Raw genomic sequence first — 22,701 nt, forward strand, 5'->3', positions numbered from 1 at the left:
GGCCGCATGCGCAAGATATACATAGCCGGGCACCGCGGCATGGTTGGCGGCGCGATCCTGCGCCGGTTGCAAAAACGGCAGGCCGCCGGCGAAGCGCTGAAGCTTGTCACCCGCAGGCATTCTGAACTGGATCTGACGGACCAAGCAGCAGTGCGCGATTTCATGCAGGCCGAACAGCCGGATGTGGTCATTCTGGCCGCTGCAAAAGTCGGTGGCATTCACGCCAACAACACTTACCCGGCTGATTTCATTTATGAAAACCTGATGATCGAATGCAACGTGATCCATCAGGCGTTTGCGGCAGGTGTGAAGACCCTGCTGCAACTGGGCAGTTCCTGCATCTATCCGCGCGAGGCGGCGCAGCCCATGCGCGAAGATGCCCTTTTGACCGGCATTCTGGAACCCACAAATGAACCCTACGCGGTGGCAAAAATCGCCGGGATCAAGCTGTGCGAAAGCTACAACCGGCAGCACGGGGTCGATTACCGCTCGGTCATGCCGACGAACCTGTATGGGCCTGGCGACAATTTCCACCCCGAAAACAGCCATGTCCTGCCTGCCCTGATCCGCCGGTTCCACGAAGCCAAACGGGACGGTCTGGACGAGGTGATCATCTGGGGCACCGGCAAACCCCGGCGCGAGTTCCTGCATGTGGATGACATGGCTGAGGCGTCTCTGTTCGTGCTCAACCTGCCGCGCGATGTCTACACTGCCAACACTTTGCCCATGCTGAGCCATATCAACGTGGGCTGTGGCGAGGATATCTCGATTGCCGAACTGGCGGCGCTGGTGGCGGAAACTGTCGGCTTCTCGGGCCGGATCACGCAGGATGTGTCAAAGCCGGACGGGACAATGCGCAAGCTGATGGATGTGTCCCGCCTTGGAGATATGGGATGGCGCGCCAGCATCGGGCTCGAAGACGGGCTTTGCGACACCTATGCGTGGTTTCTTGAGCAGTCCGATCAGAGTTTGCGCGCCAAATAGCCGCCCGACCACCGGGGCCGGGCGGCTACGGCAGTTAGAACCAGCGACCAATCGCGATGGCGGTCGGTGACTGAGTCCCGGCGTCCGAGACGGCAGAGAGAACTTTGCAGGCCACTTGCGACGCCGACGGCGCATCAAAGCCAAGGAACCGCCCCGAAGCCCCGCCGCTGCCGCTGACAGCGGGGGCTGCGGCGAATGCCACAGGAAAGTCCCATGTTGTTGAGGTGCTTGCAAAAAGCGCGCCCTCGCCTGTGGTGCAGGCCACAGCACTCAGTTCGGCAGTGCAGATTAGCGTGCCATCCGCGAACCGGACAAATTCGCCATTTGCGTTGCTGCCGCGTTCGATTACGGCACCGGTCGGGATGCCCGAGTTTTCGGACACCGACCCCAGCAGATTGCCGGGCCCATAGCCATAATCCGCGCGCATCAGACGACCGGTTGTGGTGTCATCCGGGCTGGCCTGAACCGCCGCCCCGCTTGCGGTTCCGGTGGTGGGATCAAACGCCAGCGCCTGGGTCCAGCTGCCGCCGTCTGGCGAAACCTTTATGGAAAACCCGGTGCCGCCGGACAGGCCCATCTCGGCATGGCCGGTCCAGTTCGACTGAAACAGCAGTGAGGCGGTATCGCCCGTATCCGCCTTGTTGATCTTTAATTGATGACTTGCACCCTCATGGCTCAGCAGGGTTGCTGGGCTGCTGACCGACAGCCGATTGGTAGTGTCATAGGTGGTTGCAATGCCCACACCTGCCAGATTTTGGGTCGCGACCGGCGGATCGATCCATGCGGTCCCATCCCAGACCTTGAGCTGACCGCTCGCCTGATCCCAAACGCGCCAGCCGGTATCCGGTGTCACAAAATGCCAGGCGTTGTCCAGCCACGCGGCAAGCTCATTCGGGTGCCCGCTCCAGTCGCCGCCGGGGGATGATCCTAACGCATGCAACTCGCCCTGATCCGGCGCAGGGGGCGGCGTGGTGCCGTTGATCGAGAGGACGCTCAGTTGCACCACCAGATCCAACCGGCGCAGGGCCTCGTTATGCGTGACATGCTTCTGCGCCTGCGAGGGTTGCAGGAAAGGCAGGTTCAATCGGGGAGAGTTCTGTGACACGGGCGTCCTCCTGTGGCTGTCGGTCTGACACTTCTGTTGCGCGCCAACCTGCAGTGACGCGCCTGAATCCTGTCTGACCGGAGCGGACGTCCGGGTTACGTATTGCTAAGAATTTGGGTGCAAATCCAAGGCAAAGACCCGCGCGCGGTTCCCTGCCTCAGCTGCGGGCGTAGATGTCTTCGTACCGGATGATGTCGTCTTCGCCCAGATAGGTACCGGTCTGCACTTCGATCAGAACCATGGGAACCTTGCCCGGATTCTCCATCCGGTGAACAGCGCCAAGCGGGATGTAGACCGACTGGTTCTCGGTCACCAGCCGTTCATCATCGTCAATCGTGACCTTGGCCGTGCCTTCTACAACGATCCAGTGTTCCGAGCGGTGATGATGCGATTGCAGGCTCAGCGACGCGCCGGGATGCACGTGTATGCGTTTGACCTGAAACCGGTCCCCGATCACCAGGCTTTCGAACCAACCCCAGGGGCGATGATCCACCGGCAGTTCTTCTGCCTGCTTCGCGCCTTTGGCCTTGAGCGCAGCTACCGCCTGTTTGACGTCCTGCGCCTTGTCCATACTAGCGACCAGCACCGCATCGGGCATGGCGACCGCAATCATGTTCTCGACCCCAAGCGCGACCACCTCTTGCGAAGGCGATTCCGAGCGAACCAGAACGTTGTAGCAATCGATCGTTGTGACCTCACCGGTTGTGGCAACGCCATCTGTATCGGGATGGCTCAGTTCCTGAACAGCGGACCAGCTGCCAACGTCGGACCAACCCGCCGCGTAAGGAACAACGCTGAGGTTGCTGGCCTTTTCCATCACTGCATAGTCGATCGAGATATCTGCAACGCCCGCCCACGCTTCTGGGTCAAGCCGCAAAAATCCCAGATCGGCCCTGGCATCGGCTACGGCCTGTTTCACGGGATCGATGAGGGCAGAGGCGTGTTCTTCAAAGGCTGCGATGATGTCCTGCACACCAAAGAGGAAGATGCCCGAATTCCACAAATAGCTTCCGTCTTCAACCATCATCCCGGCGGTTTCCAGATCGGGTTTTTCGACGAACCTGTCCAACGGCACGGCCGTACCGCTCGCGTCCGGTGCATGGCGCAGTTTGAGATAACCGTATCCCGTTTCGGGCCGGTCAGGTGTGATGCCAAAGGTCACGAGATCACGGCGCGCTTCGATGGCCTCAACACCCGTAGAGACGGCCTGATGAAAGGCGGATTTGTCCGGTACGACGTGATCGGAAGGCGCGACCAGCATCACCGCGTCCGGATCGCTGGTTGCAAGGTGCAACGCTGCGGCCAGCACGGCAGGCGCCGTATTCCGCCCCTCTGGTTCGATCAGGACCGGACCCGGGTCGATGCCAATGGCCGTCAACTGCTCGGGCACCACAAAGCGAAAGGCCTCGTTGGTCAGGATTAGTGGTTTTGCATAGGGTGCGTTGACCGGTCCGCGCATGCGCTCGGCGCAGTCCTGCAACAGGCTCGTCTCGCCCAGCAGAGGCACAAACTGTTTGGGATAACTTTTGCGCGACAGTGGCCACAAACGGGTGCCGGACCCACCGCAAAGAATGACGGGATAGACAGTTTTCATTTTGCACGAACCCCTGCGCTGTTGTTGGCGGGTTTTACCGCTTTAATCGCAGTAAGGTAAACGGACATCCGGTTTATTGCGCCGCCTGTCCTGTCGCAACGATATCGTGCAGAAATTGCCCCAGATCGTCGCGCAGGTCGTCGCGGGCGAGCGCAAAGGCCACGGTCGCCTGCAGAAAGCCCGATTTCGATCCGCAGTCAAAGCGCTGACCGCTGAATTTGTATCCGAAGACCGGCACATCGTTGTCGATGTCCTGTGCAATCGCGTCGGTCAGCTGGATTTCTCCGCCGCTGCCGGCTTTTTTGTCGTTCAGGTTGTCCAGCACCGAAGGGCTGAGGATGTAGCGACCGATCACCGCCAGGTTCGAGGGCGCTTGTTCGGGCTTGGGCTTTTCCACCATTCCGTTGACGCGGACAACCGAACCTACCGCGTCACCGACGTCCAAGACGCCGTAAGAACTGGTTTTCTCGGTGGGCACTTCCATCGCGGCGACCATGTTGCCGCCGGTTTCCTCATAAGCTTCGATCATTTGCTGCAGGCAGGGTTTGTCTGCGGCGATCACGTCATCCGGCAGCATGACCGCAAAGGGTTCGTCCGCGATCAGCCGACGTGCACACCAGACGGCGTGGCCCAGTCCCAGCGCCTTGTGCTGGCGGATGTAAGCGATGGCCCCGCTTTCCATATTGGTTGCGTTGAGCCGTTCCAGCAGTTCGTCCTTGCCCTTGGCCTTCAGTTCCTGTTCCAGCACCAGATTGTGGTCGAAATAGTCTTCGAGGGCGGATTTTCCCCGCGAGGTGACGAAGATGAATTCCTTGATCCCGGCGGCCCGCGCCTCGTCAATGGCATATTGTACCAGCGGGCGGTCCACCAATGTCATGATTTCTTTGGGAACGGATTTCGTTGCCGGAAGGAAACGCGTTCCCAGCCCTGCTACCGGGAAAATCGCTTTGGTGACCTTGCGTGTCATGATGCCTCTCAAACTCAATATTCAACCGGAAGGGCAAACAGCATCCGGGACTTCCTAATAGGCTGCGAAGCCTGGTCAATCAACAAGGCCCGTGAAACCGGGCACCAATCGGTTAAATCGTGCCACCGGAGCGCTTGTGAGTCAAAACCAACAATTAACCTTTGTGGCCTTGAGTTAAATAACGAAGTTCACAGAGTGCAAACTTTAAAGTACATGCGGTGGGTCCTTGCCGATGTCTTTGCGCAGAAAAAGCCCCGAAACCGGCGTTTCGGTTTCGGGGTGTTCATTCAGGCGGTTCCCATGATCCGTTCCAGCGGATCGTGTTCTGCTACAAAATGGTCGGGCGCGACCTCGGTCAGCTTCGGCACATAGCTTGTTTCGCCAGCCGTCAACCGACTGGGCAGAAAGCGTAAAGCCGCTTTTGGGTCCATGGGTGAGGGTAGTTCGCCCGGCAGTTTCAGGCGCTGTCGGGTGCGCTCGACCTCCGGGTCCGGGATCGGCACGGCGGAAATCAAGGACTGCGTGTAGGGATGGATCGGGTCCGAGCAGATGACCTCGCCATCCCCCAGTTCAACAATACGTCCCAGATACAGAACCATGATCCGGTTCGAGATCGCGCGAACGACTGACAAATCGTGGCTGATGAAGATCATCGACAACCCGAATTCCTGTTGCAGTTCCCGCAACAATTCAACGATCTGAGCCTGAATAGACACGTCGAGGGCGGAAACCGCCTCGTCGCAGATGATCAGCTTGGGTTTGTTGATCATCGCCCGCGCGATGCCGACACGTTGATTCTGCCCGCCGGACAGTTCATGCGGGTAGCGGTTGATCATATTTGCTTTCAGGCCCACCCGTTCCATCATCTCGGCGACCATCTCTTTGCGCTCGCGGTCGGTCAGGTCCGGTCGATAAGTCTTGAGCGGTTCGGCAATCGATGCCGAGATCGTCATGCGCGGATCGAGGCTGGCCAGCGGGTCCTGAAACACGATCTGCAGGTCCTTACGGTACTTGTTCAGCTCGGCCCGTTTCAATCCCACGATGGGATGACCCAGCCAGCTGACATTGCCCGCGCTGGGTTCGATCAGTTGCAGAACCGCCCGCGCCAATGTCGATTTGCCGCAGCCGGATTCCCCGACGATGCCTAAAGTTTCACCCTTGCGGATGTCAAAGCTGACGCCGTCAACGGCCTTTAGCGGCACTTTGTGCCCGAACAGCCCGCCAGAGACATGGATCGGGAAATGCACCTTGACGTCATCGACCTTGAGCAACGGGTCTTCGACCTTGGCCAGCGCCTTGGGGGCGTCGCCCGCGTCGATCCGGGGCATCGCTTCCAGCAAGGTGCGGGTATAGTCGTGCTTTGGCGCGCGGAAAATGTCGCCCGTTTCGCCAGCCTCGACAAATTCGCCCATGCGCATCACCTGAATGCGGTCGCACATCCGCGCGACGACGCCCATATCATGGGTGATCAGGGCAATCGCGGTGCCTTCATCCTTTTGCAGCCGCACCATCAGGTCCAGAATGTCGGCCTGAACGGTCACGTCCAGCGCGGTTGTCGGCTCATCCGCGATCAGCAGCTTGGGGTTGCACAGCATCGACATGGCGATCATCACCCGCTGGCGCATCCCGCCCGACAGCTCGTGCGGATACTGGTCCAGACGGCGTTTCGCTTCGGGGATGCGCACGCGCTCCAGCCATTCCAGGCAACGCGCCTGTGCGGCGGAACCCTGCAGGCCCTCATGCACCTGCAACACTTCGCGCATTTGCTGCCCGACCCGCAGATGCGGGGTCAAGGCGGTTAGCGGGTCCTGAAAGATCATGCCGACATCGGCGCCGCGGATCTGGTTCAGCTTGTTCACCGGCAGGTTCAGAATTTCCTTGCCGTTTAGCATGGCCGACCCCGAGGCCCGACCCGCAGGCGGCAGCAGGCCCATCGCGGCCATGAAAGTCTGGCTTTTGCCCGACCCGCTTTCGCCCACGATGCCTAGGCATTCGCCGGGATTGATGTCGAAACTTGTGCCTTTGACGGCCTCGACAACGCCATCGGGGGTGTCGAAGCGGACGCTCAGGTCTTTTACGGAAAACAGACTCATATCAGCGATCCTTCGGGTCCAGAGCGTCGCGCAGACCATCACCGATGAAGAACATGGTGATGATGATGGCGACATAGAATGTCAGGGGGTACATCAACTGCCACAGGGTGCCGTAACTCATCGTGCCGGCCCCTTCGGCGATCAGGCGCCCCAGCGAGGTGTAGGGTTCCGAAATCCCAAGTCCGAGGAACGAGATGAAGCTTTCCGTCAGGATCATCTCGGGCACCAGCAGCGAGGCGTAGACGATCACCACGCCCAACAGGTTGGGCAGGATGTGGCGGTACATGATGGTGAACTCGCTGACACCGGCGGCGCGGGCGGCCTCGATGAACTCGCGGTTTTTCAGCGTCAGGGTCTGCCCCCGCACGATCCGCGCCATGGTCAGCCAACCCACCGCTCCCAGCGCGATGAACAGCATGAAGAACGACCGCCCCGCTACGACCAGCAGCAGGATGATGACCAGCGTCGCCGGAATCGCCAGCAGGATATCGACGAAACGCATCATCACGCTGTCGGTGCGCCCGCCGATATACCCGGCGGCGATTCCATAGCAGGTGCCCACGATCAGCGCCGTCGCAGCCCCGATCAGACCCACCAGCAGCGAGGTCGTGGTCGCCTGAATGACGCGGCTGTACAGGTCGCGCCCCAGATCATCGACACCGAAATAGTGCCCCGTCTCGACCGATGGCATTCCCATGCCGCGCACGTCACCCATGACGTTCCAGTCGATCTCTTCGTTGTTCCAGACCGCAAAGTAGGGCCCGAGGATCGTGAACAGAACGATCATGCCCAGGATGAAAACACTCGCCATCGCGGCCTTGTTGCGGACAAATCGCATCCGCGCGTCCTGCCACAGCGAACGCCCCTGAATTGCCGTGTAATCGGTGATTTCCTCGGCCAGATGGGCGGCTTTTTGTGATTTTCCAAGCATTTGCCAGCCCCTCAGTAACGGATTTTCGGATCGAACCAGGCATAGGCCAGGTCGGTCAGCAGGTTCACGATGACGGTCAGCGTGCCATAGAGGATCGTGACCCCCAGCAGCACCGCATAATCCCGCGCCAGCGCCGAGTTCACATAGGCCTGACCCAGACCACCTGTCGAAAAGTAGATGTCGACAAACACCGAGCCGGTCAGCACATAGACGAAGACCGGTCCCAGATAGGACACCACAGGCAGCAGCGTCGGTTTCAGAGCATGCCGCCAGATCACGGTTCTGGTCGGCAGGCCCTTGGCCCGCGCAGTGCGGATGAAGTTCGAGTTCAGAACCTCCAGCATCGACGACCGGGTGATCCGCGCAATCGAGCCCATATAGGACGTGGCCAGCGCGATAACCGGCATCACCAGATACTGCCATTGGCCGCCATGCCAGCCTCCGCCCGGCAACCAGCCCAGCCACAGGGTGAAGGTCAGGATCAGGATCGGGCCCATGATGAAGTTCGGCAGCGCCTGCGCGGCAATGCCCAGACCAACAGCGAAATAGTCGATCCAACTGTTGTGCTTGATCGCAGCAGCAATCCCCAGCGCGACACCGATGGCGGTCGCAAACAGAAACGACAGCGAGCCATAGGTCAGCGAGATCGGGAAGCCCTGCGCGATGATATCATTCACGTCCCGGTCCTTGAACTTGAAGGACGGGCCGAAATCGAAATGCACGACGATGTTGTACAGATAGTCCCAAAGCTGCTTCCACAGCGGCTGGTCCAGCCCGTAGCGCGCCTCGATATTGGCCAGAACCTGCGGCGGCAAGGGCCGTTCCGAGGTGAAAGGGCCGCCGGGCGCGACGTGCATCAGGAAGAAACAGGCGACGACCAGCAACAGGATCGTCGGAATGGCGACCATCAGTCGCCGCACACTATAGGCAAGCATTTTTTCTGCCCCCATGTTTTTTGGCCCTGCCCCGGGCGATCCCGGGACAGGGCGCGGTCCAAAGACGATTATTCGGCGAGCTTATAAAGGTTTTTCGAGTACCAGTTCTGCTCGACGTTGTTCACCGGCCAGTTCCCCACATCGCTGTCCATCATGTAGACACCGGCATAGTGGTAGATCGGGATCACAGGGGTTTCCTGCGCGATGATCCGCTCGACCTCGGTGTAAAGCGGTGCCGGATCGTCCGAGGTTTTGGCCTCGGCCAGCAGTTCATCAACGCGGGTGTTGGCGAATTTGCCGTCGTTGTAACCCGAATCCGACTGCAGCAGGTCGAGGAAGGTCGAGGCTTCGTTATAGTCGCCACACCATGCGCCACGGGCCAGATCGAAGTTCTGGTTGCCGCGCTCTTCCAGGAATACTTTCCATTCCATGTTGGCCAGTTCGACCTGAACGCCCAGCTTCTGCTTCCACATCTGGCTCAGCGCCACGGCGACCTTCTTGTGGTCTTCCGAGGTGTTGTACACCATCTCGAAGCTCAGCGGATTGTCGGGGCCGTAGCCTGCTTCGGCCAGCAGTTCCTTGGCCAGCTCGTCCCGCTCGGCTTGGCTCATCGACGCCATCTCGACTGCCGGAACGGTGAAGCCTGCGGTGGCCTCGGGCGCAAAGGTATAGGCTTGCGGCTGGCCACCGGCCATGACCTTTTCGGTGATGATCGCGCGGTCAACAGCCAGCGACAGGGCCTGACGGACGTTGGGGTCTTTAAAGGCTTCGGGGCCACCTTCGGACAGGTTGAACGTGTAATAGTAGTTGCACAGACGCGGGAAGCTGATGGCCTCTTCCGGGTGCTCCTGGCTCAGACGCGGGAACTGACCTGCGGGGATTTCGGTGCGGTCCAGCTCGCCTGCCAGATAGCGGGTCAGGGCGACGTTTTCATCGTTGATGACCAGCGATACGACTTTGTCGATAATGGTGTTGTCGTTGCCCCAGTACATCTCGTTGCGTTCACGCACGGAACGTTCCTGCGGCAGATGCTCGGTCAGAACATATGCACCGTTCGAGACAATGTTTTCAGGCTTGGTCCACGCGTCGCCAAACTCTTCGATCACTTTCTGCGGGGCAGGGAAGGTGGTCGAATGTGTGGTCATCTGCGGGAAATAGGGCAGGGGGGCGCTCAGCCGGACTTCCAGCGTCTTGTCGTCGATGGCCTTGACGCCCAGATCGTCGACCGAGGCTTTGCCCGCGATGATGTCAGCAGCATTTTCGATCGACATCAGCTCCATGAACCACGCATAGGGCGAGGACAGGGCAGGATCGACAGCACGTTTCCACGCGAAAACGAAATCACCGGCGGTTACCGGGTCGCCGTTGGACCACTTGGCATCGTCGCGCAGAGTGAACGTGTAGACGTCCTTGGTGTCATTGACTTCAAAGGCCGTGGCAACACCGGGCACCAGATTGCCGTCTTCGTCCTGGTTCATCAGACCTTCAAACAGGTCACGCACGATCTCGGCGCCGGACACATCCTCGACCACCTGTGGGTCGACCGAGCTGTGCTCGTCCAGGATGCGATAGGTAAAGGTCTGGTCATCGGCCAATGCTTCACCGGTTACGGGATGGGTGCCTGCGGCAAAGGCGGCACCAGTGATCATGGTCGAGGTCATCAGCCCCGCCAACGAGGTTCGGATTGTTCTGTTCATGTGTTTACTCCCATTTATTGGTGTCAGAAGCCGGGCCACGGCTGTGGCGGGGCTCGTCTACCTGTGCGTTTCCGGCATCTGCTTAAGCTTCGCTTTGATCTAGATCGCGGTGGGGTCAGAAAATTCGGCCCTCAGCGGCAGGCAATGTCGGAAATTCAACTGCGAAAGCTTTCTTTCACTGGTGCGGAACGTGCCGCTTTTTGGGCAAAGGTAAAGGGTTTTGGAGTCTTTGTGGGATCAAAGTTTGAATGAAACTTTGGCAGGCAGCGCTTTCGAAATAAAATTCTGAAACGCCTCGCGATCATGACATTTTTGTGAAGGCTGACATATCATGCGGGATGAATGGGTTCAGAAAAGCACCCGTAATCGGCGAATCAGTGGGGGCGTTATGGGGCCAGCCGGGCTTTCATTCCGGCCTCGGGGAAACAGGTGGGTGTCTGGCCCGTCGCCTCCTGCCAGCGTCCGATGGATCGGCGGGTTTTGTACCCCGGCAGCCCATCGACCCCGCCAACATCGTGGCCCTGCCGGACCAGCGCGTCCTGCATCCCGGCAATGTCCGAGCGGTAAAGCCCGCCCACCTTGCCCCAGCGCCCGCTGAAATTGCCGACCCCATATTGGATGCGGTCCCCCACATGGCCGACAAACAGCGCATAAAGGTCGCTCGTGTTGTAATCCTTCAACACGTAAAAGTTCGGCGTCACGACAAAGGCTGGCCCGTTGCGGCCCGCAGGCATCATCAGATAGCCCTCTCCGGCCAATTCATGCGCAGGGAAGGGTTTGCCGGACACGCGGATGATCCCCATGTTCGCCCAGTCCCGGATGGGTCTGCCCTGATCCGGCCCCTCCAAGGCGCAGGAAACAGCCTTGGGCACAGTCACCTCGAACCCCCAATCGCGGCCCGACACCCAACCATGGCGGGCGAGGTAATTGCCGATCGAGGCAATCGTGTCCTCGGGCGAGCCCCAGATATCCGCGCGCCCATCACCGTTGCCATCAGCGGCATAGGTCAGAAAGCTGGTCGGCATGAATTGCGGCTGCCCCAGCGCACCGGCCCAACTGCTTTTCATCGCCTGCCCGCGCAGATGGCCCGCCTCGGCAATCTGGAGGGCGGCTATCAGTTCAGCCTCGAAATAAGCGGCGCGGGTGCTCATGAAGCCCTTGGTGGCCAGAACCTGAAACGCATCGTGGCGGATCGGAACCTGACCATAGCCGCTTTCCCGACCCCAGATCGCCAGAATGATGCGGGCCGGAACGCCGGTTTTCGCCTCGACCCGCGCCAGCGTTGCCGCGTGCCGTTTGGCCATCTGACGCCCGACCGAAGTGGCCCCCTGCACCGTATTTGCCTTGAAATACCGCCCCGGAGAGCCGAATTCGGCCTGTCGCTGCGTCTTGGGCGTTTTCGGCGCGCTGCCGGGCGGCACAAGATCGGGCAGGTCCCAGTTCAGCGAAACGCCGCCCAAGGCGTCATCCATCGTATCGCGTGAGACACCCTTGGCACGGGCCTGCGGCCAGACCGTATTCTGCAGCCAGGTCTGAAATTGCCGCTCGACGTCGGATCGGTCCTGCGCAAAAGCAGCACCGGTCAGCAAGGTCAGGCCGAGAAGGAAAAAGAGCGCACGCATGTCAAAATGTCTGTCCCGGTCCTGCAAACAAGTCAACTGAAAGCGAAGAGCGCGCGTTATGTGCACGGCGCGGTTAAATTCGCAGTTGAACATCCGCCGCGTCCGGCAATTGCCGGTTACGAAAAATCCTTGAGAAAATTCCTGTATCTGCCGATAGTTGGACGCAACCGGCAGCAGCAGAGGACCGTCAGGCATGGCCAGGATCAGAACGTCCCCAGCGTCAGTTCCGGTGCTGTTGGCCATGGTGGTTCTTCTGGCCTCGGTCCAGGGGGGTGCGGCCAGTGACAGTTTCATGGACCCGCAAGGCCCGATTGCGGCGGTGCAAAAAACCCATCTGCTGCGGGCGACGGCGCTGATCCTGATTGCCGTTGTGCCGGTTCTTGTGCTGGTGCCGCTGATCGCGCTGCGATACCGCCGACGCAAGGGCGGCGGCGCGGCTTATACGCCGAAATGGGATTTCTCGGGCCCGTTGGAATTCGTCATGTGGGGCGTGCCTGTCGTTATCGTCGCCATTCTGTCCTTTTACCTGTGGAAGGCGACGCATCGGCTTGACCCCTACGCCGCGCCTTTTGGCGAGGAACCGGCCCTGCGGGTGCAGGTCGTGGGTCTGGATTGGAAATGGCTGTTTATCTACCCCGATCTGGGCATCGCCAGCGTGGGAGAGCTTGGTATTCCAGTCAAGCAGCAGGTTGCCATGACGCTGACGACGGACACGGTGATGCAATCGTTCATGATCCCGGCGCTGGCGGGGCAGATTTATGCGATGCCGGGGATGACCACTCAACTGCATCTGGTGGCGGATGCGCCCAAAACCATGCAAGGCGAAAACACGCAGTACAATGGCCGGGGCTTCACCAAACAGAAGTTTCTGACGCAGGCCATGCAGCTACAAGATTTCAATGCCTGGGTCGAAAGCGTTCGCACCCACGGCATCCCTCTGACCGATGAGACATACCAAACATTGGCCATGCGCACCGACCGGGATGAGGTACAGGCGGCTCTGGGAACCGAGCTCATGCCGCTTCACGCGCTGTATTTCACGCTGGAAGAGGGTGATTTGTTTCACTCCATCCTGCACCGGTATCACAGCGGCGAACCGCTGCCGCAGGATCAGCAACCCGGAACCACCGCCTATGGGCAGGAGGCAAGCCAATGACATCTGCCGAGTCCGGTTTCTTTGGCCGCCTGACATGGGATGCGTTCCCCGTCGCTGGCCTGATCCAGAACCCCGGCGCGAATGAAATCATCGCCAATGCTGCTGCGGCGATTGTGGTTGTGGGCGTTGTCGCCGTGGTCGGACTGCTGACATGGTTTCGCCTGTGGGGGCCGCTCTGGCGCGACTGGCTGACCAGCGCGGATCACAAGAAGATCGGCATCATGTATATCGTCTTCGCGATTGTGATGCTGGCGCGGGGCGTGCTGGAGGGCGTGGTCATGCGCGCGCAACAGGCCGCAGGGCCGGGGGATGGGTTCCTTGAACCGGAACATTTCGCCGAACTGTTCAGCACGCATGGCACAATCATGGTGTTTTTTGTGGCCGTGCCCTTTGTCTTTGGCGTGGCGAACTACCTTGTCCCTCTGATGATCGGTGCCCGTGATGTGGCATTCCCGGTAATGAACCAGATGAGCCTTGGCCTGACCGTTTCGGCGGGCATGATGCTGATGGTGTCACTTGTCGTGGGTGAGTTCTCGACTGGGGGCTGGACGGCTTATCCGCCCTATACCGGGGCTGCCTTCAATCCGGGTGTGGGACCGGATTACTGGATTTGGGCCATCGTTGTTTCAGGCGTTGGGACGACTCTGACCGGCATCAACTTTGCGGTGACGATCTACAAGCTGCGCGCGCCGGGAATGAAATTTATGCGGCTGCCGATGTATTGCTGGACGATCATCTGCAGCTCGATCCTGATCATCTTTGCGATGCCGCCGCTTGGCGTTGCAGCACTGCTGCTGGCCGCCGACCGCTATCTGGATTTCCACTTCTTCACCAATGACCTTGGCGGCAACATGATGAACTACGCCAACCTGTTCTGGCTGTTCGGCCACCCCGAGGTCTATTTACTGGTCCTGCCCGCCTATGGCATCTATTCCGAGGTCTTTGCGACGTTCTCAGCCAAGCGCCTCTATGGTTACAACTCGCTGGTCATCGCCACCATGTCGATTGCGGTGCTGTCGTTCACCGTCTGGCTGCACCATTTCTTCACCATGGGCCAAAGCGCGTTGATCAATGCGGTGTTCGGCATTGCCACGATGCTGATCGCCATCCCCACCGGCGTGAAGGTCTATGACTGGATGGCGACGCTGTGGCGCGGCCGCATCCGGTTCTCGGTTCCGATGCTTTACGGGCTGTCCTTCCTGATGCTGTTCGTCATCGGCGGGCTCAGCGGCGTGGTGTTGGCCAACCCGACCGTCGACTATCAGGTGCACAACACCCTGTTCCTGGTGGCCCATTTCCACAACGCGCTGCTGCCGGGAGTGCTGTTCGGCCTGCTCGCGGCGTTCAACTATTGGTTCCCCAAAGCGTTCGGCTTCCGTCTGAACGAGTTCTGGGGGCGGGTCTCGGTCTTTTGCTGGACCGTCGGTTTCCTGCTGACCTTCATGCCGCTTTATTTCGTCGGGCTGATGGGCATGCCGCGCCGGTCGTTCAGTTGGGATGACCCGAGTTTTCATCCCTACATGATCACCGCCGTGATCGGCGCGCTGGTTATTACCTGTGGGCTGTTCTCGATCCTGATCCAGCTTTGGGTCAGCATCCGCGACCGCGAGAAAACTCTCGCCCCTGTGGGCGATCCGTGGGACGGGCGGACGCTGGAATGGTCGATCCCGTCGCCACCGCCGCCCTATAACTTTGCGATCATCCCGCAGGTCACCGACCGGGACAATTTTGCCGCCGCCAAGGAACGCGGCACGGCTTATCCGACGCCGGATGCCTATGAGGATATCGAAATGCCCAGAAACACCGGGATCGGGTTCATCCTGTGCGTGCTCAGCGGGGTCTGGATGTTCGCGCTGGTCTGGTGGATCTGGTGGCTGGCCGCCCTGGTGACGATTGCACTGATCCTGGCCGTTATCCTCTGGAGTTTCGACACCAGCACCGAGATCATCATTCCCGCCGAAGAAGTCCGCAAGGACCACGAGGCCTGGCTGGCGCTGGTTCACAGTTCCACGGCGGTGGACCGCGACCATGAGTCCGCTCCCGAAAACCGCGGCCTTGCCCGCCCGGATATGGAGGCCGTGACATGAGGCGCGCACCTAAGCACAGCTATCCGGGCCTCAACCTGGGCGAGGATCACGCCAGCGCCGACAGGGCGTCCGAGGTCGTCACCTTTGGCTTCTGGGTCTTCTTGATGAGCGATCTGGTCTATTTTGGCCTGATGTTCGCCATCTACATCACGATGATCGATGCGCAGGCGGGTGGGCCGGGGCCGCATGAGCTGTTCGATCTGAAAAGCATCTTTGCCCAGACGATGATCCTGCTGACCAGCAGCCTGACCGTCGGGCTCGCCATGCTGGCGCTGAAGTACAACCTGCCTCACGTGCGCATCGTGCTGTGGTTTGGTGTGACGCTGGTTCTGGGGCTCAGCTTTCTGGTGCTGGAAATCCGCGATTTCATGGCCATGGCCGAAAAGGGCGGCATCCCGCAGCGTAGCGGATTCCTTTCCGCGTTTTACGGCCTCGTACCCTTGCACGGCCTGCATGTCGCGGCGGGCTGCTTGTGGCTGATCGTGCTGGGTATCCAGCTAAGGGTCTTTGGCCTGACCGATTTGCTGATGTCCCGCGTGGTCCGGCTGGCGCTGTTCTGGCACTTCCTCGACCTGATCTGGATCGGCATCATCACCATCGTTTATTTCGGAGGGCTCACCTATGGATAAGCGAACCGAAATGCACCGGCGCGAGCGTCGGCGGTATGTCATCGGTTATGGCGGCTCATTGGTTCTGACATTGGCGATGTTCGGGATCGCACACACCTTTGGTATCGAAACGATCGGGGTGTATCTGACCCTCAGCCTGCTGGGGCTTTCGCAACTGATCTTTCAGTTGGTTTACTTCCTGCATATCGACCGCCGCCGCAGCAGCCGCGAAGATCTGGACCTGATCCTGTTTTCGACGCTTGTTCTGCTGATCATCATCCTCGGGACTGTCTGGATCATGGGCAATCTGGCGATCCGGATGCATATGCACGCGATGTAGGGCGGCAGAACGTGGTCAACGCGTCAGGGTCAACCCAAGCCACAGCGCAAACCAGCACAAGGCCAGGCTGATCAGGATATTGCCGGTGGCCAGAACCAACGTGCGTTCCCGGTGCAGTGCCAGCGATTGATAGGCAAAGCTCGAGAATGTGGTGAACCCCCCGCAAAACCCGAAGACCAGTCGTTTTTCTTCTTCGCCCATCTCGACCGGCCCGCCCAGATAGCCGATCCACAGCCCCAGCAGCAGGCTGCCCAGCACGTTCACAATCAGCGTGGAAAAGGGCAGATCGTGGTTGACCTTAAGGGCCAGCCAATGGCGCAGGACCGCGCCCAGACCGCCGCCCAACCCAAACATTGCGTGCAGGTAAAGCTCGGTCATTCTGCGCCCCTTCCGGAATGGAAACGGCGGCCCAGTGCTTCGCCCAGCACCGCTGCGGCAAGGCCAAACACGATCTCGAGCCCGGCCGCGGCTGATGCGGCCCAGACATTGCTTTCCGCCAGCCGTTCCAACTCGGCCACGAACAAGGAAAAGGTGGACAGCCCACCGCAAAACCCCACCGCGCCCAGATGCAGCACATGGGCGTGGACCCGGTGGCGCACGGAATAGAGCCAGCCCAGAATGAAACAGGCCACCACGTTGATGCCGAAGGTTGCCGTCAGGAACGGCAGGCCCGGCAATTCCAGCGAGAATGCCTCGCGCAGCAGTGATCCGATGGCCCCGCCGATGAAAACCGCCAGAAACATCAGGGTTCGGCTTTTAAATGCAGGGTCTGCCAAAGGGGTCGGCCTCGTTACGCGTCTGAAACGGCATACCGGTTGCCATGGGCCGGATCAACAGGGCCAACCCCTTAACAGCGCTTCACAATTACGCCGGTCACCGAAACGCGGCGCACAAAGGCTTGCAATCAAACGGCCAGTTGTTTCACGGTGGGCGTGTCAACACAGGCAGGTGCCACCAAGGGAGAACCGGCATGATTGTTCGCAGGCTCTATTATTTCCTGACTTATGTGTGTTTGCCTCTGGTGGTGGTTTTGGGCGTGTTCTGGCCCCCCGCATGGTGGCTGCTGATCCTTCTGGTGCCTTATGCGGTTGTCGGCCTTTATGACGTGCTGACCACCAAGCACAACGTGCTGAACAACTACCCTGTACTGGGCCATTTCCGGTACATGCTGGAATTCGTCAGCCCGGAAATCCGGCAGTATTTCGTCGAGACCAACGAAAGCGGTCGTCCCTTCAACCGGATTATTCGTGCCCTGGTGTATTCGCGGGCCAAGGGTCAGGTGGATACGCAGGCTTTTGGCACCCAGTACGACATCATGACTGTGGGCTATCACCGGGCCAATCACTCGCTGGCCCCCAAAGAGGTGCCCGAAAGCGAAGAGCGCGTCATGCTGGGCGGCCCGCAATGCGACAAGCCTTATAGCGCGTCGCGACTGAATGTCTCGGCCATGAGCTTCGGGGCGCTCAGCGCCAATGCGATCCGGGCCCTGAACGGTGGGGCCAAGGATGGCGGTTTTGCCCATAACACCGGTGAGGGCGGATTGTCTCCGCACCATCTGGCCGAGGGCGGCGACATCATCTGGCAGATCGGCACCGGCTATTTCGGCTGCCGCACGCCCGAGGGCGGCTTTGACAAGGATGCCTTTGCAGAAAAGGCCAAAAAGGACGTGGTCAAGGCGATTGAGATCAAGCTGTCGCAGGGGGCCAAACCTTCGCACGGAGGTGTTCTGCCCGCGGCGAAGGTCGACAAAGAGATCGCCGAAATCCGTGGCGTGCCTGAACATCAGGATGTCATCTCTCCGCCTATTCATTCGGCCTTTGAAGGGCCGACGGGCCTGATGCATTTTGTGCAGCATCTGCGTGAGATGTCGGGCGGCAAGCCCGTCGGGTTCAAGCTGTGCATCGGCAGACCATCCGAGTTCATGGCGATCTGCAAAGCCATGTTAGAGACGGGAATTCTGCCCGATTTCATCACCATCGACGGGGCCGAAGGCGGCACGGGGGCCGCCCCGGTGGAATTCACCAACCGTCTTGGCATGCCCCTGAACGAGGCGCTGATCTTCGTGAACAACTGCCTGCGCGGGGTCGGGCTGCGCAACAAGATCCGTATCATCTGCTCGGGCAAGGTGGCGACCGGGTACGATATGGTCGAAAAGTTTGCCCTTGGGGCGGATATGTGTAACGCGGCGCGCGCCATGATGTTTGCCGTGGGCTGTATTCAGGCCCTGCATTGCAACACCAATCGCTGCCCGTCCGGCGTTGCGACGCAGGACCCGATCCGGGGGCGGGCGGTGAATATTCCGCAAAAACGCCAGCGCGTGCATCGATTTCATGACGCCACGCTGGAAAGCTTCCGCGAATTGCTGGGCGCAATGGGCAAAGATAAGGTTGCAGACCTGCGACCGGGGGATATCCGCCGCCGCACGGCCGATGAGCAAGAGCGGTCCTATGCCGAGCTTTACACTATCTTAGAAGACGGCGCTTTGTTGTCCGACACCGTTCCCGACAAATTTGCCGAGGACTGGAAACTTGCCTCGGCAGATCATTTCTGATCCGGCATTCCCGCTTTGAAATACAGACTAGCTGGGCGACGAGCGCGGATTGTTGGCGGCATGGGTATTGATCCTGCGAATGCTCCATTCCACCGCGTCCCGCATCGTTTTGCCAAGGGCGATGTCAAAGGCTTCGACCAGATCGGGCGTCTTGTCGCTGGCCGACACCACAAATTCCTGAAATGAATCGGATGCGATGATCTTGTCTTCGTACTCGTCGATGATCTTGATATTTATGCGCACTTCGACGCGCACGGTTTTGGAATCCGCAGTCTCGCCAACCACGATCCCCTGAAATTCACGCAAATCCGGGACAATCACATAATCGGCACGCAGGCCAACGGTCGAGCGTCCAACGGCGGCGACTTTTCCGGAATTCTCGTAACTTTCAACCAGCAGTGACTGGACGATAAGGGGCGCGCGGTCCACCCATCGGGCCTGCGGCAGATACTGGACCTGCAGCGGCGTGGGCTGAATCGCGATCTGATCGGTGTTGACCGCCGCCGTTGCGGTTGGTTCCTGCACCACGATCTGCTTCCCAACGCGCGGCAGCGAGGATGAGAAGGTGCTTTTGGGCGTCAGCAGGTACAGGTCATTGGGTTTCGAGGCCTGCCTGAGCGTATCCAGCCCGGTGCATCCGCCAAGCGCTGCAAATATCAGGGGTAGAAGTAGCGGCCTGATCATTGACGGAACTCCGATGCTTGGGTGCCCAGAAGGAAGCGTGCCGGGTCACGCTCGACCTTGTCTACAAGGCGATCGAGGCTGATGACAAGCCGTTGAGACTCTTCGATAAAGCGGACGAACTGTGGCAGACCCACGCGCAGGAAGTCCGAAACTTGACGGCGGTTGGATTGCACGATGCCGTCAATGGTGCCCAAAAGCTCGGACGCCGAGTTCGAGGCTTTGAGCACATTGTCGGAAATCGAATCCAGCTTTTCCGTGATGTTCGAAACGGTCTCGGTGACTTGATTGGCGGCGTTGCGAATATCTTCGGCCACCGGGGCGACGTCTTCGTCGATCACCCGGTTGGCCGTGTCGAACGCCCGCTGGGCCGAGGCCAGCGTCGCCTTGGCCGACTCCATCGTGGCCGTGACCGAGCCCAGCGTGGTGTTCGCGTTCAGGACGGTTTCGGTGACCACACCCAGGCTCACGCTGGCTTCGTCCGAAAGGCGGGTCAGCCGTTCCGCCAGTTGCGAGCCCTTTTCGATAAAGGGTCTGACATCTTCGCCGATGACCTGATTTGCCGTGCGCAGCGTTTCCTGCGCCTGATCCAACGCCCCTTTCGCGGACTCGGACGCGGTTTGGACGCTTTTGAGCGTTTCGGTCCCCGTTGCAAGCGTGGTCTCAGCCGTTTCGATCATCGGCTCCAGCCGCTTGGTAAAGTCGCCGATATTCTTGGCGGCGTCACTGATGTTCCCCGACACGGATTCAAAATCCGTCATCGTCTTGTCCAGACGGCTTGTGGCCGAGGCCAGATTGTCCAGAATCTCGGACACGGATTTCCGGTTTTTCTCATCCACGACCGAGTTCAGTTTTTCCAGCAGCGAGACTGCTTCGTCCAGCACCTTGGGCGCGCCTTCGAACAGGGATTGTATCGTGCTGCGTTTGCTCTTGATCACACTGTCCTGCGGTAACCGCTGGGCCGAGGCGGAGCCGCCCGTCAGTTCCACATAGCCCACGCCGGTCACGCCCAGCGATTGCAATTGCGCAATCGTTTCATCCGTGATCGGTATGTCTGCATCCACTTCGATGCGCACCCGCACCTTGGCCGGATCGTCTTCATCCAGATTCAGCGAAATCACCTGTCCGACCGGCAAGCCGTTGAAGCTGACACCACCGGCTGCGGACAGGCCCGAAACATTGTCGAACAGCACGTCGTAATAGGCGTATTGGCGGGTCACTTCGAATTTGACGAGCCACAGGAAAAAGGCGAACACACCCAGAATGCCCGCAAGGGTGAACGCGCCGATCAGAATGTAATTCGCCCGGGTTTCCATTGCCTTTACCTGTCCTGCCCCTTCTCTTGCGCCGCGCGGGCGCGGGGGCCTGTGAAGTATTCCTGGACCCAAGGGTGATCGACCTTGGTCATGTCTTCTATCGGACCTTCAACCAGGACGCGTTTTTCTGCAAGTACCGCAATGCGGTCGCAAATTGCGTAAAGGCTGTCCAGATCATGCGTGACCATGAAAACCGTCAGTCCCAGCGCGCTTTGCAGCTCGCCAATCAACTCGTCATAGGCGGCGGCCCCGATCGGATCCAATCCGGCGGTTGGTTCGTCCAGAAACACGATCTCGGGGTCCAGGGCCAGCGCCCGCGCCAGGGCCGCACGTTTGCGCATACCACCGGATAACTCGGACGGGAATTTACCGCAGCTGAGTTGCGGCAGCCCGACCAGGCTGATTTTCAGCGCCCCCAGCGCCTCCATCAGTTTCTCGCTGATGCCGGTATGTTCGCGCAGCGGGGCCATCACGTTTTGCAGCACGGTCAGCGAGGAGAACAGCGCCCCGTCCTGAAAGGCCACGCCCCAGTGCCGTTCGATTCGCCGCCGATCCGCTTCGGGGCCGTTCAGCACGTCGACGCCCAGAACCTCGATACTGCCTGCGGCGGGTTTGTTGAGCCCTACAATGGTGCGCAGCAGCACCGATTTGCCGGTCCCCGATCCGCCGACAACGCCCAGCACCTCGCCCCGCCAGACGTCGAGGTTGAGGTTTTCGTGAACCACCTGCGGCCCGAACTGGTTGCGCAGCCCGCGCACCCTTATCACCGCCTCGCGTTGTGCGCCGGTCTGGGTGGTCTGCTGTTGAACCGTGCCATCCATGTCAGACGCCGATCTCGGAGAAGAAGATCGAGAACAGCGCGTCGATGGCGATTACCATGAAAATGGATTGCACGACCGAGGCGGTGGTTCTCTGCCCCACGCTTTGCGACGACCCTTTGACCTGCATCGCCTGCCAACAGGCAATGACGCCAATGGTCACCGCAAAAAACGGCGCTTTAATCAGGCCGATTGCCAATTGCCAGCCATCGGTGTTTTCGTTCAGCCGGGTAATGAACATGCCGGGGCTGACGCCCAGATCAATCCAGCTCATCAAGGCGCCGCCGAACAGACCCGCGATATCGGCGACAAATCCCAGAATGGGCAGGGTGATCAGCAGGGCAAGCACGCGAGGAATGACCAGCACCTCAATCGGGTCCAGGCCGAGGGTGCGCATTGCGTCGATCTCCTCCTGTACCTTCATCGACCCGATCGAGGCGGTAAAGGCCGAACCGGACCGGCCCGCAACGATGATGGCGGTCAGCAGAATGCCCAATTCACGCAGGATCGAGATCGAGATCAGTTCGACCACAAAAATCTCAGCCCCGAACTGTTTCAGCTGCGTGGCCCCCTGAAAGGCCAGCACGACACCGATCAGAAACCCCATGAGCGAGACGATGGGCAGGGCTTTGAACCCCGTTTCCTCCATATGCGTGACCAGCGCCGCCCGGCGCAGGCGCCAGGGCATCACAAGGGTGCGGGCCAGCCTGTGCAGCGTCAGGCCCAGAAACTCGAGCATGGACAGGGTGTCTTTCCACCCTCCGGCCGTTTTTTCGCCGACCTGTTCAACCCAGTCGGTGAAACTGCGCGGCGGGGCGAGTGTGCCGGCATCGTCGGGGATGTTCTGCGAGACGGTATCGATCAGCGCCGCATGGGCTGGCTGAACGCCCTGAAACTGTAACTGCGCCCCCTGCCCCGTAAACCGCCGGGCCAGATCCGCGACCAGCCAGGCCCCGCCTGTGTCCAGCGCTTCGACCTTCGTCAAATCCAGCGTGACCTGACCCTTGTCCGGACGAACGGCAGCAAAGGCGGCCTCGACCGATGCCAGGGATCGTGTCAGCATTTCGCCGGCAATCTGCACATTTGTGCCGTTGGCGGTTGGCTCGGATGTGATTGTCGGTGCCGTCATGTGGACATGTGAATTGAAACACGGTTTCGCTGCAACGGGTTTATGTGACCCAACCGGGAATTGACCAGACAAGATTGCGTCTGGGCG

The 22,701-nt window shown here is 59.9% G+C and carries 20 protein-coding genes; 6 read left to right on the top strand and 14 right to left on the bottom strand.

The window, feature by feature from the left end; all coding sequences use genetic code 11:
* Window positions 1–6 precede the first annotated feature (6 nt).
* Complete coding sequence (fcl, locus tag ACR0EZ_RS04930) at window positions 7–984, top strand: GDP-L-fucose synthase (RefSeq protein WP_480611513.1); 978 nt, start codon at window positions 7–9, stop codon at window positions 982–984.
* A gap of 34 nt (window positions 985–1,018) precedes the next feature.
* On the opposite strand, the gene ACR0EZ_RS04935 is transcribed toward fcl, so the two are convergent.
* The 8 genes from ACR0EZ_RS04935 to ACR0EZ_RS04970 all read right to left on the bottom strand — a co-directional run bounded on the left by ACR0EZ_RS04935 (window position 1,019) and on the right by ACR0EZ_RS04970 (window position 11,928).
* Window positions 1,019–2,089: a DUF2793 domain-containing protein gene (locus ACR0EZ_RS04935; RefSeq protein WP_480611514.1), complete on the bottom strand. Its 1,071-nt coding sequence runs from the start codon at window positions 2,087–2,089 to the stop codon at window positions 1,019–1,021.
* Between the two features lie 157 nt (window positions 2,090–2,246).
* Window positions 2,247–3,683, bottom strand: a complete 1,437-nt coding sequence (locus ACR0EZ_RS04940; RefSeq protein WP_480611515.1) for a mannose-1-phosphate guanylyltransferase/mannose-6-phosphate isomerase — start codon at window positions 3,681–3,683, stop codon at window positions 2,247–2,249.
* Between the two features lie 73 nt (window positions 3,684–3,756).
* The gene (gene galU, locus ACR0EZ_RS04945) at window positions 3,757–4,650 is read right to left on the bottom strand and encodes a UTP--glucose-1-phosphate uridylyltransferase GalU (RefSeq protein WP_480611516.1); all 894 of its coding nucleotides are present in this window, start codon (window positions 4,648–4,650) and stop codon (window positions 3,757–3,759) included.
* 287 nt (window positions 4,651–4,937) lie between these two features.
* The gene (locus ACR0EZ_RS04950; protein WP_480611517.1) at window positions 4,938–6,743 is read right to left on the bottom strand and encodes an ABC transporter ATP-binding protein; all 1,806 of its coding nucleotides are present in this window, start codon (window positions 6,741–6,743) and stop codon (window positions 4,938–4,940) included.
* Window position 6,744: 1 nt separating this feature from the next.
* Window positions 6,745–7,674: an ABC transporter permease subunit gene (locus tag ACR0EZ_RS04955; RefSeq protein ID WP_480611518.1), complete on the bottom strand. Its 930-nt coding sequence runs from the start codon at window positions 7,672–7,674 to the stop codon at window positions 6,745–6,747.
* Between the two features lie 11 nt (window positions 7,675–7,685).
* Window positions 7,686–8,609, bottom strand: a complete 924-nt coding sequence (gene oppB / locus ACR0EZ_RS04960) for an oligopeptide ABC transporter permease OppB (RefSeq protein ID WP_480611519.1) — start codon at window positions 8,607–8,609, stop codon at window positions 7,686–7,688.
* A 68-nt stretch (window positions 8,610–8,677) separates the two neighbouring features.
* Entirely contained in the window at window positions 8,678–10,306 is a 1,629-nt protein-coding gene (locus ACR0EZ_RS04965; RefSeq protein ID WP_480611520.1) for a peptide ABC transporter substrate-binding protein, read from the bottom strand.
* Between the two features lie 386 nt (window positions 10,307–10,692).
* Complete coding sequence (locus tag ACR0EZ_RS04970) at window positions 10,693–11,928, bottom strand: lytic murein transglycosylase (protein ID WP_480611521.1); 1,236 nt, start codon at window positions 11,926–11,928, stop codon at window positions 10,693–10,695.
* 193 nt (window positions 11,929–12,121) lie between these two features.
* On the opposite strand from ACR0EZ_RS04970, the gene ACR0EZ_RS04975 reads away from it, so the two are divergent.
* From ACR0EZ_RS04975 to ACR0EZ_RS04990, 4 genes are read left to right on the top strand one after another with little or no spacing between them, the layout of a single operon-like run.
* Window positions 12,122–13,084, top strand: a complete 963-nt coding sequence (locus tag ACR0EZ_RS04975) for a cytochrome ubiquinol oxidase subunit II (RefSeq protein WP_480611522.1) — start codon at window positions 12,122–12,124, stop codon at window positions 13,082–13,084.
* On the top strand, window positions 13,081–15,171 hold the full coding sequence (locus ACR0EZ_RS04980; RefSeq protein WP_480611523.1) for a cbb3-type cytochrome c oxidase subunit I: 2,091 nt from the start codon (window positions 13,081–13,083) through the stop codon (window positions 15,169–15,171). Before ACR0EZ_RS04975 ends, ACR0EZ_RS04980 begins: the two co-directional genes overlap by 4 nt.
* Window positions 15,168–15,800 (top strand): cytochrome c oxidase subunit 3, encoded by a 633-nt coding sequence (locus tag ACR0EZ_RS04985; protein WP_480611524.1) that lies wholly within the window; start codon window positions 15,168–15,170, stop codon window positions 15,798–15,800. The genes ACR0EZ_RS04980 and ACR0EZ_RS04985 overlap by 4 nt, the downstream gene beginning before the upstream one ends.
* Entirely contained in the window at window positions 15,793–16,119 is a 327-nt protein-coding gene (locus tag ACR0EZ_RS04990; RefSeq protein WP_480611525.1) for a cytochrome o ubiquinol oxidase subunit IV, read from the top strand. The genes ACR0EZ_RS04985 and ACR0EZ_RS04990 overlap by 8 nt, the downstream gene beginning before the upstream one ends.
* A gap of 15 nt (window positions 16,120–16,134) precedes the next feature.
* Here ACR0EZ_RS04990 and ACR0EZ_RS04995 read toward each other — a convergent pair whose 3' ends face one another.
* Window positions 16,135–16,497, bottom strand: a complete 363-nt coding sequence (locus ACR0EZ_RS04995) for a fluoride efflux transporter FluC (RefSeq protein ID WP_480611526.1) — start codon at window positions 16,495–16,497, stop codon at window positions 16,135–16,137.
* The gene (locus tag ACR0EZ_RS05000; protein WP_480611527.1) at window positions 16,494–16,862 is read right to left on the bottom strand and encodes a fluoride efflux transporter FluC; all 369 of its coding nucleotides are present in this window, start codon (window positions 16,860–16,862) and stop codon (window positions 16,494–16,496) included. The genes ACR0EZ_RS04995 and ACR0EZ_RS05000 overlap by 4 nt, the downstream gene beginning before the upstream one ends.
* 227 nt (window positions 16,863–17,089) lie before the next feature.
* Between ACR0EZ_RS05000 and ACR0EZ_RS05005 the strand changes: the two genes are divergently transcribed.
* Window positions 17,090–18,670, top strand: a complete 1,581-nt coding sequence (locus ACR0EZ_RS05005) for an FMN-binding glutamate synthase family protein (protein ID WP_480611528.1) — start codon at window positions 17,090–17,092, stop codon at window positions 18,668–18,670.
* A gap of 27 nt (window positions 18,671–18,697) precedes the next feature.
* Here the strand turns inward: ACR0EZ_RS05005 and ACR0EZ_RS05010 are convergent, their stop codons facing one another.
* The 4 genes from ACR0EZ_RS05010 to ACR0EZ_RS05025 are packed head-to-tail and all read right to left on the bottom strand — an operon-like array spanning window position 18,698 to window position 22,614.
* Window positions 18,698–19,354 carry an ABC-type transport auxiliary lipoprotein family protein gene (locus ACR0EZ_RS05010; protein ID WP_480611529.1) on the bottom strand — a complete coding sequence of 219 codons (657 nt, stop codon included), beginning with the start codon at window positions 19,352–19,354 and terminating at the stop codon, window positions 18,698–18,700.
* Window positions 19,351–20,667 carry an MlaD family protein gene (locus tag ACR0EZ_RS05015; RefSeq protein ID WP_480611530.1) on the bottom strand — a complete coding sequence of 439 codons (1,317 nt, stop codon included), beginning with the start codon at window positions 20,665–20,667 and terminating at the stop codon, window positions 19,351–19,353. Before ACR0EZ_RS05015 ends, ACR0EZ_RS05010 begins: the two co-directional genes overlap by 4 nt.
* A 5-nt stretch (window positions 20,668–20,672) precedes the next feature.
* Window positions 20,673–21,488 (bottom strand): ABC transporter ATP-binding protein, encoded by an 816-nt coding sequence (locus ACR0EZ_RS05020; RefSeq protein ID WP_480611531.1) that lies wholly within the window; start codon window positions 21,486–21,488, stop codon window positions 20,673–20,675.
* Window position 21,489: 1 nt separating this feature from the next.
* Complete coding sequence (locus ACR0EZ_RS05025; RefSeq protein ID WP_480611532.1) at window positions 21,490–22,614, bottom strand: ABC transporter permease; 1,125 nt, start codon at window positions 22,612–22,614, stop codon at window positions 21,490–21,492.
* Between the last annotated feature and the right edge of the window lie 87 nt (window positions 22,615–22,701).

It is taken from the genome of Ruegeria sp. AK4 (assembly GCF_056541025.1).